Below are 13748 nucleotides of genomic sequence, written 5' to 3'. Positions count from 1 at the left end.
CTACTGGCCCGAGGAAGTCAAGGGGGCGGCTGCGCTCTGCGGTTTGGCAGCCGGTACGTCACGGAAAACTTCCGAGTAGTTGTCTAGGACCCGAATCCTGTTCAAAGGCCAAGCGATCACTGTTGCTTTACCTTCAACGTCGCTCAGGTCAACAAAACCGGCACCGTCGCCGTTTTGGTGCGCCCGGGAATCAGCCGAGTGGTTGCGGTTATCTCCCATCACCCATACCTTCCCGGCCGGAACAGTGATGTCAAAGGGTTGAACCGTGGGGACTTCGTTTTGGTTGACGTATTTCTCGTCAAGAGGCGCACCATTGATAGTCAGTTTTTGATCTGCGTTGCAGCAAATCACGTGATCGCCGGGTAACCCGATAACGCGCTTAACAAGGTGTTGCTGCGTATTGTCCGGCATCAAGCCAATAAAGGTCAGGCCGTCCTGAACCCACGTGAAGGGGCCTGTTGGTTTTTCGGCTGCTGCTGGCAGCCACCCTTTGGTGTCTTTAAAAACGACGACGTCACCGCGTTCAAGGGCGAAGGGCCGTGGCACCAGGAGGTTCACGAAGATCCGGTCCTGAACATCAAGGGTGTTCATCATGGATTCGGAGGGGATAAAAAATGCCCGAAACAAAAAGGTTTTGATCAAAAAGGACAGCAGGACCGCTATGACCACGATGGTGCCGATTTCCTTGAGCCACGCAAGCACGGGATGCAAAGGCTTTTTGACCTTAGCGGCAGGCTCCACGGTGGGTTCCTCTGCTGCAGGTTCCTCGATGTTCTGAGGCATTAGTGTCCGTCCTTTGTTGTTGCGTCCGCTGACTGTGTCCGGGGCAATGTAGTCAATCTATCAAGGGGCCAAATGATGGATATAGGCCGGCCAATGACCCTGGATTCTGGCACCATTCCACCACCGGGAGCTCCAAGAAGGCTGCGTGAGTCAGCTGATACGGACCGGTGGTCCCCCATCAGCCAGAGCCGGTTCGCTGGCACGATGACGTTGAATTTTTCTCTACTGGGCTGATCGCTGGGATAAAGGTATGGCTCGTCTAGCGGTACTGAGTTGACGGTGATTTTTCCTGCGTTGTTGCAGCAAATCACGTGGTCTCCCGGCAAGCCAATGACCCTTTTGACGTAGACAGTATCGCTGCCTGAAACACCCAGCCACTGGCCCAGCGAGGAGAAAGCGTCGCTAAGTTGTCCGCGTCCACTGTTCAACGGAGCAAAGGAGCCCCGCCCGTCGAAAACCACCACGTCTTGGCGTTGAATTCCTTGAGAAGCGAAATCCACGCGTGAGACCAACATGCGGTCTCCGCTATCGAGTAAGGGCTCCATGGAGGCCGAGGGGATGTAATAGACGTCCACCCAGAGTGTGCGGACCAGCGCGCTGATCAGAATGGCAAGAACAATTCCGAGAGCAAAAAAACGCCAGCCCAGTTGTCTGGGCTGGCGTTCTTTGCTGTTCATTCAACGTTCCTTGCTGTGCTGGAGCCGCAGGCGCCTCCAAGGCAATGGGCCGCATCCTGAACGGGCTACCCGGCCATTGGCCGGGTTTGCCTTACTTGCCGGTGCTGAAGTCGCGCTTTTCCTTGATCTTCGCAGCCTTACCGCGCAGTGCACGCATGTAGTAAAGCTTGGCGCGACGCACGTCACCCTTGGAGACGAGCTCGATCTTCTCGATGATCGGGGAGTGTACCGGGAAGGTACGCTCTACGCCGACACCGAAGGAAACCTTGCGGACGGTGAAGGTTTCACGAACGCCGTCGCCCTGGCGGCCAAGGACGAAGCCCTGGAATACCTGAACACGAGAGTTCTTACCTTCGATGATGTTCACGTGCACCTTGATGGTGTCACCCGCGCGGAACTCGGGAACATCATTACGCAGCGATGCTGCATCTACGCTATCGAGGATATGCATTAATCCACTCCTGGTGAACGCCACAGGTCATTCACTTTGGGTCACGGCAATGAAGCCTGCATATGTGCAAGAATTCATTACCGAAAATCATGTTTGCCACTCGTTTCACTGCTTGAAACGAATGGGGCATCTCACTGTTGGCCGCACTCCCCCCGTGGCAGGTGGGGGCCCAGTAGACACAAGGACTAATTCTGCCATATTGCGGGCAGACAGGCGAATCTTAGCGCTGCGGTCCAAACTCACCAGTGCGCAATTTACCGTCGACGACGGCGTACCCTAGTGCCCCTAAAGCCTCACGATCAGCTCGTGGCAAGTTTGCGGCGTCGAACGTTTCCATCAGGTCCGGGCGGCGCTCCGCCGTCCTGGAGTACTGCTGGTGACGGCGCCACTGAGCAACCTTGCCGTGATTGCCGCTCAAGAGAATGGCCGGAACCTCACGTTCACGCCACTGTGCCGGTTTGGTATATACGGGATACTCGAGCAATCCGTCCGAATGCGATTCCTCCACGAGGGACTCCGGATTACCTACAACTCCGGGCAAAAGCCGGCCGATAGCCTCAACCATAGCCAGTACAGCTACTTCACCGCCGTTAAGGACGTAGTCCCCCAAGCTCACTGGACGCACATCGTAGTGGTCTGCTGCCCATTCAATAACTCGTTCGTCAATGCCCTCGTAACGCCCGCAGGCAAACACAAGGTGCTCCTCCTCAGCGAGTTCGTAAGCCATGGCCTGGTTGAAACGTGCACCAGCTGGGGAGGGAACAATAAGGACCGGCTTCCCTGCAGCACTTTCGGGCTGGAGCACTGACTCGAGGGCAAGAGCCCAAGGCTCAGCCTTCATCACCATTCCGGCGCCGCCACCATAGGGGGTGTCGTCAACACTGCGGTGTTTGTCAGTGGTGAAGCTGCGCAGATCGTGGACGGCAAGTTCCAGCGTCCCCTCTTGGCGCGCTTTACCTAAAAGAGAGAGCTCAAGCGGTGCAAGATACTCGGGGAAAATGCTAAAGACGTCTATGCGCATTTATTCGCCTTCGCGGTTTAGTTCAAACAATCCATCCGGCGGAGTGAGCAGAACAAAACCATCCGCCACGTTGACCTCAGGCACAATCTGTTCAACAAACGGGACTAACACTTCCTCACCGGCAGGCGTTTCGATGGTCAGCAAGTCTTGGGCCGGCAGGGTAGTTAGCGCTTTGACAGTGCCGACTTTCTCATTGCCAACACGGGCCTCGAGTCCTACGAGTTCGTGCTCATACCAAGCGTCAGAATCGTCGCCATCTTCGGCGAGCTCCTCGGTTTCAATAAACAGCTTGGCGCCACGGAGCGTCTCGGCCTCGTTGCGGCTGACGATCTCGTCGAAGCCGAGCAGAAGGATGTCTTTGTTCCAGCGTGCGCTAAAGACGGTCAGCGGGCCCAAATTGGCCGGCTCCACAATGAATTCAGTCTCGGGGACAAACCGATCTTCCGGGGCGTCGGTGAGTACCTGAACGGTGACTTCGCCGCGAATGCCGTGGGGTTTGCCGATTCGAGCTACCTGAAGCTTCATTGTGTCCTCTATGTCTAAAAAATTGTGGCCGGGATTATTGGCTGTGGCTCTAAAACAGTCCGGCCCCTCCACCATATTCGGTGGAGGGGCCGGACTAAAGCCAGTTCAAAACTGTGCGTAGCTACTCGTTAGCGACGACGGTCGGTATCAACGACGTCAACTCGGACTTGCTCGCCATCGGCGAGGGCGTTCACTACAGTGCGCAATGCACGTGCGGTGCGGCCCTGACGACCAATTACGCGGCCAAGGTCCTCTTGATCAACGCGCACCTCGAGGGTATCCCCGCGGCGGTTGTTCTTGGCGGTAACTTTGACGTCTTCAGGAGAGTCAACGATTCCGCGAACCAAGTGCTCGAGAGCTTCTGCCAGCAATTTACTCAGCCTCGGTGGTCTCTGCCTCGGCGGCGGGAGCCTCTTCAGCTTCTTCAGCCTTCTTTGCCTTCGGGGTGATGGCTTCCGGAATGATGACGGAACCCTTCTCCGGAGCAACGAATGCTTCCTTGGCAGCCTTGGTCTTCAAGGTGCCTTCCTGGCCGGGCAAGCCCTTGAACTTCTGCCAGTCACCGGTGATCTTCAAGATCGCGGCAACCTGCTCGGTGGGCTGTGCGCCCACAGAAAGCCAGTACTGTGCACGCTCGGAGCTAACCTCGATGAACGAGGGCTCTTCGGTGGGGTGGTACTTACCGATTTCTTCAATGGCACGGCCGTCGCGCTTGGCGCGGGAGTCCATTACAACAATGCGGTAGTACGGTGCGCGCATCTTACCGAAGCGCTTAAGGCGAATCTTTACGGCCACTTTTGTGGTCACTCCTGTTTCTGAAACGGGGTGAATCCGCGGTTCTGCACCCGTGGGGCGGGCCATACTTGCGGTTTCGGAAGGACAAGACGTCACGCAGAGAGAGGGGCCGCGCGCATCGAGTACCTGTCCATTATGCCAGAGCCTGGACTATTTTGCGAAAGGTCCCCTATCCGGCGCGTTTTGGGTGGGACGGAAGGTTCTAAACAGCAAAAACGTACAGCTGGGTGCGGCTGGCTTCGTCTACTTCTGCAGCAAGCTTGGCCAGAGCCCGCACATGGCCGGCGGCAGCGTCGGCGTCGAACGGCATGTCCTCTTGCCCAGCCCACGTGGTGGACACTTCCTCGAGGACGTCACCTTCGCCTTCACTCTGGTAGGTCAAGAGTTCAGCCAGGACACGCACCATTGGCGCGGGGACGGCGAGCAAGGAGTCAGAGTCCACGTCAACCATGGAGAGCTCAAAGTCGGCTCCCCCGGCGTGCACTGCCGCGCCGGCCACGTCTCCGAGTTGTTCGATCTCATAGTCGGAGATGTTGGGGATGCGGACGGCCCCGACGTAGGAGGCAACCAAGGCCGCACCGTTGCTGGCAGCTTCGAGGGCTTTTGCGTGTTTGAGTGCTGCGTCGTGAGTGGCTACAAATACTTCAGTGAAGCTGGTGATTTCCGGCACGATTACCTCGCTGTAGTGCTGCTCAATGGGACTAGGCCTCCGCTTTCACGGTGCCAGCTTCAGCCTAGCCCAGCGTGCCTCAAGATTTAGCGCACCGCAACGCGGATTTGGTTCTTCCACGGGTCTTCGAAGCGAAGTTCGGCACCGGTGTGGTGTGAGGCGTAGCCGGCAACCTTGAGCCGATCTGCGAGCGCACCGAGGTCATCGCTGGCGGGAACTTCGATGAGAACTTCGCCCAGGCCCAGGGTGTCCTTGCGGGGACCGGCACCTCGGCTGTTCCAGACGTTCATGGCCATGTGGTGGTGGTATCCGCCGGCGGATACGAAGAGTGCTTGGCCGTGCCAACCTGCGGTTCGTTCAAAGCCAAGGGTTTTGACGTAGAACTGTTCGGCTTTGGCAACGTCTCCCACTTGGAGGTGGACGTGGCCCACGCCTGCGTCTGCTTGGCGTTGGTTCTCGAGGGATGCTTCGCTGAGGTGATCGTTGAGGTACTGCTGCGGCGGCAGGGCGACATTGTCCATCACCACGTTCGCTCCGTCCCATTTCCAGGACTCGCGGGGCTTGTCGAAGTAGAGCTCAATTCCGTTGCCTTCCGGGTCAGTGAAGTAGAAGGCTTCGCTGACCAGGTGATCGGCGCTGCCTACAAAAGCTTGCGGCTCAAAGTTGGCTGCGGTGGCTACGGTTGCGGCGAGCGAGGGCTGGTCTTTGAACAGGATTGCCGTGTGGAACAAGCCGGCTTCGCCGCGGGAGGGCAGTTGGAGTCCAGCTGCCGGGGCGAGGTGAACTACCGGGGTGGCGCCGCGGCCCAGGTACAGTCCGCCGTCTTGTTCGGCCACAACGTCTAAGCCCAAGGCCGTCTGGTAGTACTTGGACATCATTTTGAGGTCGCCGACCTTGAGCATCACCGTGCCCATATTCAGCTCGGCGGGCAAAAGGTCTTGGGTGTTTGCACCAGTGGACACGGTATCTCCTGACGTGGATCGCAACGGCTCTCGTTGTGGGTTCACTCTATTAAATTACTTGAAGCTTCAATTTATTCCAAGTGGATGGCGATTCCTTGTGGTAGCTTCGTCTACGACCACACGGGTGCCCATGCATGGGCTGAGATCAGGCTGACGCAGCTTGCGACCGTTGAACCTGTCCGGGTAATGCCGGCGAAGGAAGTGAGCAACACCTTGAGCACCACAAATTCACAGCACAGCTCTACCCAAAACGAGTCACCAACGCCCGTAATGAGCCTCGCGTCCCACTCTTTGGCATATATTTCCGACGCCGAAAGTGGCATCCGTGTCCCCGTCACCGAAGTGGCTTTGGACCCGTCCCCCAACGGCGCGGCCAACCCGCCGCTTCAGCTGTACCGAACAGCCGGGCCAGGAAGTGACCCGGTACTGGGCTTGGAACCGTTCCGGGCTCCGTGGATCTCCGAGCGCCAAGACACCGAGGCCTACACCGGGCGGGGCAGGAACCTGCTCGACGACGGCAAGTCGGCTCTGCGGCGCGGCGCCGCCTCCGCAGAGTGGAAGGGAACCCGGCCCGTGCCGCGTCGGGCAGTTGCCGGGCGCACCGTCACACAAATGCACTATGCGCGCCAGGGACTTGTAACCCCGGAGATGAAGTTTGTGGCGCTGCGGGAAAACTGCGAAGTGGAATTGGTCCGCAGCGAAGTAGCAGCTGGCCGAGCCATCATTCCTAACAACATCAACCATCCCGAGTCCGAGCCGATGATCATTGGCAAAGCGTTTTTGGTCAAGATCAACGCCAACATTGGCAACTCTGCGGTGACCAGTTCCATTGCCGAAGAGGTGGACAAACTTCAGTGGGCCACCCGCTGGGGTGCTGACACGGTGATGGATTTGTCCACCGGCGATGACATTCACACCACGCGCGAGTGGCTCATCCGCAACTCCCCCGTTCCCATTGGCACCGTGCCGATCTATCAGGCCCTGGAAAAAGTCAACGGCGAGGCAAACAAGCTCACGTGGGAAATTTTCCGGGACACGGTGATTGAGCAGTGCGAGCAAGGTGTGGACTACATGACCATTCACGCCGGTGTGCTGCTTCGCTACGTACCGCTGACCGCAAACCGCGTCACCGGGATCGTTTCGCGCGGCGGCTCGATTATGGCCGGTTGGTGCCTGGCACATCACCAAGAGAACTTTTTGTACACCCACTTTGACGAGTTGTGTGAGATCTTCGCCCAGTACGACGTGGCCTTTTCGCTCGGCGATGGTTTACGGCCAGGCGCGACGGCGGATGCCAACGATGCAGCACAGTTCGCCGAGCTGGACACTCTCGCAGAATTGACCCAACGCGCCTGGGAGTTCGACGTCCAGGTTATGGTGGAAGGGCCTGGCCACGTGCCGTTCCACTTGGTGCGGGAGAACGTGGAACGCCAGCAAGAGCTGTGCAAGGGTGCCCCGTTCTACACACTCGGCCCCCTTGTGACGGACATTGCGCCAGGTTATGACCACATCACCTCGGCCATCGGCGCCACCGAGATTGCCCGGTACGGTACCGCGATGCTCTGCTATGTCACCCCCAAGGAACACCTGGGTCTGCCTAATAAGGACGACGTTAAGACGGGTGTGATTACGTACAAGATTGCAGCTCACGCAGCGGACTTGGCTAAGGGCCACCCCGGCGCGAATGAACGTGACGACGCCCTGTCTAAGGCGCGCTTCGAATTCAGGTGGCGCGATCAGTTTGCCCTGTCGCTGGACCCCGAAACTGCAGAGTCTTTCCACGACGAGACGCTGCCAGCCGAACCGGCCAAGACCGCGCACTTCTGCTCCATGTGTGGGCCTAAGTTTTGCTCCATGCGAATCAGCCAAGACATCCGGGACACCTACGGTTCGGCCGATTCCCAGGCAGCGATTGCTCAAGCGCAGGAAGGCATGCGAGAGAAGAGCGCCGAATTTATGGCTTCCGGTGCCAAGGTCTACTTGCCGGAGCTGGAACTGCCGGCTCAAAACTAGAACGGATGGCCGCCGCTGTAACCGATTAGGGCGGAGCTCGGCGCCAAATGGCGCCGAGTCTGAGCCCTAGCGAGGAGACTGTTTCCGCAGGAAGGACTTCAGTAGCCCGGCGGCTTCTACGCTGTCCTGCGGGCGGTGAGCACCCGGCGTCGTACGGTGAACGGCGCCGGTGCCCACCAAATACTGGGCCACTTCCTCAAATACTGGTTCCCAACCGCCGGTGATCACCAGAGTGGGGACGCCGGGGACAATGTGAACCGGCGCCTCCCAGGGGCGGAGCTCATCCTTGGAATGGGCCGAAAGGTATGCGGCAGTGGCTGGCAGTTCGGCGGTGAGCGAGAGGCATGCCGGTTCAAAAAGCGCCAGGGATGAAACAAGTTCCGGGTGCTCGAGGGCCACGTACATGGCGTCGGCAGCACCCTCGGCGTGGGCCACGAGATGGCCGCCGTCTTCAAGGGCGCTCGCTACCGCGGCCTTGCGCTGCTCCCAGGAATAATCACTCGGGGCAGCTTTGAGGAACAATGCATCAAAATCAAGGGACAGGCCATGCTGGCGGGGCCAAGCTTGCGCGCCGGAAGGCCCAGTACCAGGGACGAAAACTACGCGCGACTTTTGCATTACTCCACCCTAGAACACTGCTCTGACATTGGGCCGAAGGCACAGAAATGGCCCCGTCCATCAAGTGAACGGGGCCATCTAGATGCTGGAAAACCCAGTGACTATTTGCCGAGGAACTTATCGAATCCCTTGGGCAGATTCAGTGCCGAGGGGTCAAAGTCGGCGCCGGGCTGGCCGAATGATGCACCGCTCGGTGCGGCCTTTGCAGCGTTGGCACGCTTGGCCTCGGCATCGCGGAGTTCCTGCGCAGCCTTGGCCGGGTTACCGGAGCGAGCCTTCTTCTTCGGTGCGTTCTTGCCGTTTTTACGCGCCGTGCCGCCACCGGGGCCACCCATGCCGGGAATGCCAGGCATTCCGCCACCGGCTGCCATCTTCTTCATCATCTTCTGAGCCTGCGAGAAACGCTCCAACAGGCCGTTGACCTCGGAAACGTGAACACCGGAACCGCGAGCAATACGTGCGCGACGGGACCCGTTGATGATCTTCGGAGCCACACGCTCGTGAGGAGTCATGGAGCGAACAATTGCCTCAACACGATCAATCTCGCGCTCGTCAAAGTTTTCGAGCTGCTGACGCATCCCTGCAGCTCCGGGCATCATCATTAGCATCTTCTTCATGGATCCCATGTTGCGGATCTGCTGCATCTGAGCCAGGAAGTCATCAAGGGTGAAGTCTTCTTGATCGGCGAACTTCTTCGCCATTCGAGCTGCTTCGTCTTTGTCCCAAGACTTTTCTGCCTGCTCAATAAGAGTCAGGACGTCACCCATGTCCAAGATGCGCGAAGCCATACGGTCCGGGTGGAACAACTCGAAGTCGTCAACACCCTCACCGGTGGATGCGAACATCACGGGCTTGCCAGTCACGGAAGCTACCGAGAGTGCTGCACCACCGCGGGCGTCGCCGTCGAGCTTGGAGAGGACAATACCGGTGAAGTTAACACCCTCGTCGAAGGCCATCGCCGTGTTAACAGCGTCCTGACCAATCATCGAGTCAATAACAAAAAGAACTTCGTTCGGGATGATCGCCTGACGGATCCGGCGAGCCTGATCCATCATTTCGGCGTCAACACCGAGGCGGCCTGCGGTGTCCACAATTACGACGTCGTGAAGCTTCTGACGTGCTTCTTCAACACCGGCGCGGGCCACCGCAACGGGGTCACCGGCAGGCTGATCCAATTCGGTGGAAGTGGCGCCCGGGTGGGGTGCGTAAACCGGAACGCCGGCACGCTTACCAACAACCTGGAGCTGGGTGACTGCGTTGGGGCGCTGAAGGTCACAGGCCACCAGAAGGGGGCTGTGGCCTTGGGACTTGAGCCACTTGGACAGCTTGCCCGCGAGGGTAGTTTTACCGGCACCTTGGAGACCGGCCAACATGATGATGGTGGGTCCGGTTTTGGCCAACCGGATACGGCGGGTCTGACCGCCCAAGATTTCAACGAGCTCTTCATTGACGATCTTGACGATCTGCTGGCCGGGATTCAGGGCAGCATTGACCTCGGCGCCAAGCGCACGTTCTTTGACCCGTCCAGTGAATTCGCGGACCACGGACACTGCCACGTCAGCGTCAAGGAGGGCACGCCGGATTTCACGGACTGTTGAGTCAATGTCCGCTTCGGTGAGACGGCCCTTGCCGCGCAGGTTCTTGAAGGTTGCTGTCAACCGGTCAGAGAGTGAATTGAACACGTGCCGCGCACTTCTTTCAGTGGATTCCCAGGAGCATGTTGGAGCCGTCCGCAGCCTGTAGCGCTGGAACAGCGCTTTGGTTGCCTCGCGAGTGCGGCCCCGGTTTTACTCGGTGCCAACATTTGCGACACGACTCGACTATCTAGGGTACCAAGTCCGGCCCTTGCAGTGGCATGCTGGCTGTGTGACTAGTTCAACGGCCGGACGTGGATCCGGAACATCGACCGTCAAGACTCTTCTAATCCTCGGCGCTTCAGGGGATCTGACCGGCAGGCTGCTGCTTCCCGGGCTTGCGCGCCTAGTGGCTTTGGGCCGCGCACAGCAACTGCGACTTGTGGGCGCTGGCTCGGATGCGTGGACTGCCCAACAGTGGCAGGACCGGCTCACTGAGTCCTTTAAAGAAGAGACCGCATCTGCTGACGCTGCCGGCAAAAAAGCTCTCAAGGCCATCGCCGCGGACAGCACCTACCACCAGGTTGACGTCACCAAAGATGGACCTCTTGCGGAGTTGTTGAATTCCCTCGATGGTCCCGTGGCTGTTTACTTCGCCCTCCCACCGCACGTCAGCCAGCTCGCCTGTGAGGCACTCTCCCCCGATGAAGTCCCTGAAGGAACTCGTCTGGTCATGGAGAAGCCCTTTGGTTCCTCAGAGGAGTCGGCCCGTGAGCTGAATGAAACTCTGCGTGAGCTGGTCCCCGAGGATCACATTCACCGTGTTGACCACTTCTTGGGCAAAGCCACCGTGCTGAACATTTTGGGTTTGCGCTTCGCCAACCGTTTCTTGGGGCCGGTCTGGAACCGCGATCACATTGAGAAAGTCGAGATCATCTTTGATGAGGATCTCGCCCTTGAAGGCCGTGCCCGTTATTACGACGGCGCAGGTGCTTTGCGTGACATGATCCAGAGCCACTTGCTCCAGATCATGGCCCTGCTGGCTATTGAGGTTCCGTCCACTTTGCACGAACGCGATCTCCGAGAAGCGATCAGCACCGTGCTGCGCGCCAGCAGCGTCAGCGCCCCCTACAAAAAGTCCACCCACCGGGCCAGGTACACGGCCGGGACCTTGGATTCTCGAAAGATCCCGGACTACGCCTCCGAAGAAGGTGTTGACCCAAAGCGGTCCACCGAAACCCTCGCGGCAGTCACAGTGGGAATCGCAAACGCACGTTGGGCAGGTGTGCCGTTTATTCTGCGCTCCGGAAAAGCAGTTGGCTCCAAGCGCAAGGAAGCGGTTATCACCTTCCGCCCCGTGCCGCACTTGCCCGAAGGCTTCTCCGGCGTTGATACGCCGAACAAGTTGCGGATCGGTTTTGGACCGGACACCCTCAATTTCGACATCGACGTCAACGGCCCCGGCGATCTATTCAGCCTGGACCGCGTCACGCTGACCAGCGAGCTGAACGCCTCCGATCTGCTCCCTTACGGTGAAGTTTTGGATGGTGTGCTGAGCGGGGATCCACTGCTCTCGGTACGTGGCGATATTGCCGAGGATTGCTGGCGGATCGTGGAACCCGTGCTGAAGTCGTGGGAAGCCAACAAGGTGCCGCTCGAAGAATACGCAGCCGGCAGCGATGGCCCCGAGGGCTGGCCTGGCGCACCGGACAGGGACGAGCCGGTAGCAACCAGCACGTCCGCTAAGCCGGATACTTCGGCAGCGAAGTAGAACAAATCAGCAGCGATTAAAACAAAAAAGTTCGACGACGTCCGGCCGGTGAGCGGGACGTCGTCGAACTTTATTTTTTGAGCCTTTAGACAAATCTGGCCGGGCCGCTAAAAGCGACCCGGCCAGTTTTATTTTGCTGTTTTATGCCTAGATGGCCGCGGTACCGCGTTCACCTGTGCGGACACGAACTGCTTCGTAAACATCGATGGTCCAGACTTTTCCGTCACCGGCGCGGCCGGTGTTGGAGGAAGAAATCAATACGTCCAAGATGTCGTCTGCCTGATCATCGGTGGCCAAAACTTCCACTCGAATCTTGGGCAAAAGGTCCACGTTGTATTCTGCGCCACGGTACACCTCGGTGTAGCCGCGCTGACGGCCATAGCCGCTGGCCGCGCTCACCGTAAGTCCTTGTACCCCATAGGCCTCGAGGCCTTCGCGGATAGCTTCTAGCTTCTCCGGCCGGACAATTGCGGTGATGAGTTTCATGCGTCTACCTTTGCCTTTCCGGTGTCTTCGCTCTTACGAGCGTCGTCGTGGCCCTTGATGATTTCGTGGAGCGGCTGGAAGCTTCCGCCGCGTCCGCTGATACCAAACTCGTATGCCGTCTCTGCGTGCTGGCTCAAGTCAACACCAACTACTTCTTGCTCTTCACTAACACGGAAGCCCATGGTCTTGTGGATTGCAAGCGCAATGATGGTGGTCATGATGGCAGAGAATGCGATGGCAACTCCTGCTGCTGCAAGCTGTGCCCAGAGCTGAGCGAAACCGCCGCCGTAGAAGAGACCGCCACCAACACCGTCGGTGGGCAGAGCGATGAAGCCCAGGGCCACAGTTCCGATGATGCCCGAAACCAGGTGGACACCAACTACGTCGAGTGAATCGTCATATCCGAACTTGAACTTCAGGCCTACTGCGAGCGCCGAAGCTACACCGGCAACTACACCCAGTGCCAAGGCACCAAGCGGGCTGACGTTTGCACAAGCCGGCGTGATGGCAACCAGACCAGCTACTACACCGGAAGCGGCACCCAAGGAGGTGGGGTGGCCGTCGCGGATGCGTTCAATAATGAGCCAGCCCAACATACCTGCTGCGGGTGCTGCCAAGGTGTTGACCCAGATCAAACCGGCCTGCTCTGCGGTGGTAGCTGCACCACCGTTGAAGCCGAACCAACCGAACCAGAGGATTGCTGCACCCAACATTACGAACGGGATGTTGTGCGGGCGGTGGTTGGGGTCCTTGCCGAAGCCCTTGCGGTTACCGATGATCAGAACGAGGATCAGGCCGGCAACACCAGCGTTGATGTGAACAACTGTTCCACCAGCGAAGTCGATGGCCGGGCCAAGAGCCTTGCCAATTGCGCCGTCGGGACCGAAGAGGCCACCACCCCAGACCATAAAGGCGAGCGGTGCGTAGACCAAAGTGACCCAGACCGGGACGAAGACTGCCCAGGCGCCAAACTTAGCGCGGTCGGCGATTGCACCGGAGATCAGTGCAACGGTGATGATGGCGAAGGTTGCTGCGAAGCCAACCTTGATGAGGCCATCGGGGGTGTTGATGCCGTGGAGACCGAAGGTAGTGAACGGGTTACCGAAGATCTGCCCGATGCCTTCCCCACCGCTCATTGATGAGCCCCAGAGGACCCATACAACACCAACGAGTCCGATTGAGATGAAGCTCATCATCATCATGTTCAGTGCTGCTTTGGCGCGAGTCATACCGCCGTAGAAGAATGCCAGGCCGGGCGTCATAAAGAGCACCAGAGCGGCTGACACCATTAGCCATACGTGACCGGCTGTGAGTTCCATGGCCAACGTCCTTTCCTTGCAATGGGGAGTGCGTACGCGGTCTAAACCGCCTGAATCAACGCCTATGCGTTCTGGGATTAAGT

At 58.6% G+C, this 13748-nt stretch carries 15 protein-coding genes and 1 riboswitch; of the genes, 2 read left to right on the top strand and 13 right to left on the bottom strand.

Annotated elements, in window-relative coordinates:
• The 9 genes from lepB (ACQQCD_RS09610) to ACQQCD_RS09570 form a co-directional block, all read right to left on the bottom strand.
• Complete coding sequence (lepB, locus tag ACQQCD_RS09610) at nt 1–783, bottom strand: signal peptidase I (RefSeq protein WP_430268168.1); 783 nt, start codon at nt 781–783, stop codon at nt 1–3.
• On the bottom strand, nt 783–1460 hold the full coding sequence (gene lepB, locus ACQQCD_RS09605; RefSeq protein ID WP_430268167.1) for a signal peptidase I: 678 nt from the start codon (nt 1458–1460) through the stop codon (nt 783–785). The genes lepB (ACQQCD_RS09610) and lepB (ACQQCD_RS09605) overlap by 1 nt, the downstream gene beginning before the upstream one ends.
• Before the next feature lie 91 nt (nt 1461–1551).
• The gene (gene rplS / locus ACQQCD_RS09600) at nt 1552–1911 is read right to left on the bottom strand and encodes a 50S ribosomal protein L19 (protein ID WP_430268166.1); all 360 of its coding nucleotides are present in this window, start codon (nt 1909–1911) and stop codon (nt 1552–1554) included.
• A 220-nt stretch (nt 1912–2131) separates the two neighbouring features.
• Nucleotides 2132–2932, bottom strand: a complete 801-nt coding sequence (gene trmD / locus ACQQCD_RS09595) for a tRNA (guanosine(37)-N1)-methyltransferase TrmD (protein WP_430268165.1) — start codon at nt 2930–2932, stop codon at nt 2132–2134.
• The gene (gene rimM / locus ACQQCD_RS09590) at nt 2933–3457 is read right to left on the bottom strand and encodes a ribosome maturation factor RimM (protein ID WP_430268164.1); all 525 of its coding nucleotides are present in this window, start codon (nt 3455–3457) and stop codon (nt 2933–2935) included.
• 128 nt (nt 3458–3585) lie between these two features.
• Nucleotides 3586–3828 carry an RNA-binding protein gene (locus tag ACQQCD_RS09585; protein ID WP_430268163.1) on the bottom strand — a complete coding sequence of 81 codons (243 nt, stop codon included), beginning with the start codon at nt 3826–3828 and terminating at the stop codon, nt 3586–3588.
• A gap of 1 nt (nt 3829) precedes the next feature.
• Nucleotides 3830–4252 carry a 30S ribosomal protein S16 gene (rpsP, locus tag ACQQCD_RS09580; RefSeq protein ID WP_430268238.1) on the bottom strand — a complete coding sequence of 141 codons (423 nt, stop codon included), beginning with the start codon at nt 4250–4252 and terminating at the stop codon, nt 3830–3832.
• Nucleotides 4253–4454: 202 nt separating this feature from the next.
• Entirely contained in the window at nt 4455–4922 is a 468-nt protein-coding gene (locus ACQQCD_RS09575) for a hypothetical protein (RefSeq protein WP_430268162.1), read from the bottom strand.
• A gap of 86 nt (nt 4923–5008) precedes the next feature.
• The gene (locus ACQQCD_RS09570; protein ID WP_430268237.1) at nt 5009–5836 is read right to left on the bottom strand and encodes a VOC family protein; all 828 of its coding nucleotides are present in this window, start codon (nt 5834–5836) and stop codon (nt 5009–5011) included.
• A gap of 158 nt (nt 5837–5994) precedes the next feature.
• Nucleotides 5995–6102, top strand: a riboswitch (TPP riboswitch).
• 52 nt (nt 6103–6154) lie between these two features.
• Here ACQQCD_RS09570 and thiC point away from each other — a divergent pair.
• Nucleotides 6155–7897, top strand: coding sequence for a phosphomethylpyrimidine synthase ThiC (gene thiC / locus ACQQCD_RS09565; protein WP_430268236.1), 1743 nt, complete (start codon nt 6155–6157; stop codon nt 7895–7897).
• Nucleotides 7898–7963: 66 nt separating this feature from the next.
• Here the strand turns inward: thiC and ACQQCD_RS09560 are convergent, their stop codons facing one another.
• Complete coding sequence (locus ACQQCD_RS09560; RefSeq protein ID WP_430268161.1) at nt 7964–8515, bottom strand: alpha/beta fold hydrolase; 552 nt, start codon at nt 8513–8515, stop codon at nt 7964–7966.
• Between the two features lie 101 nt (nt 8516–8616).
• The gene (gene ffh / locus ACQQCD_RS09555; protein WP_430268160.1) at nt 8617–10197 is read right to left on the bottom strand and encodes a signal recognition particle protein; all 1581 of its coding nucleotides are present in this window, start codon (nt 10195–10197) and stop codon (nt 8617–8619) included.
• A gap of 184 nt (nt 10198–10381) precedes the next feature.
• Here ffh and ACQQCD_RS09550 point away from each other — a divergent pair, with 184 nt between their 5' ends.
• Entirely contained in the window at nt 10382–11860 is a 1479-nt protein-coding gene (locus ACQQCD_RS09550) for a glucose-6-phosphate dehydrogenase (protein ID WP_430268159.1), read from the top strand.
• Nucleotides 11861–12007: 147 nt separating this feature from the next.
• On the opposite strand, the gene ACQQCD_RS09545 is transcribed toward ACQQCD_RS09550, so the two are convergent.
• On the bottom strand, nt 12008–12346 hold the full coding sequence (locus ACQQCD_RS09545; RefSeq protein WP_430268158.1) for a P-II family nitrogen regulator: 339 nt from the start codon (nt 12344–12346) through the stop codon (nt 12008–12010).
• Complete coding sequence (locus ACQQCD_RS09540) at nt 12343–13665, bottom strand: ammonium transporter (protein WP_430268157.1); 1323 nt, start codon at nt 13663–13665, stop codon at nt 12343–12345. The genes ACQQCD_RS09545 and ACQQCD_RS09540 overlap by 4 nt, the downstream gene beginning before the upstream one ends.
• Between the last annotated feature and the right edge of the window lie 83 nt (nt 13666–13748).

The sequence above is a fragment of the Pseudarthrobacter sp. J1763 genome (genome assembly GCF_050490295.1).
GTDB lineage: Bacteria > Actinomycetota > Actinomycetes > Actinomycetales > Micrococcaceae > JBNPEO01.
The sequence above is the reverse complement of the archived record's forward strand: the minus strand, read 5'-3'. Positions and strand labels throughout refer to the sequence as shown.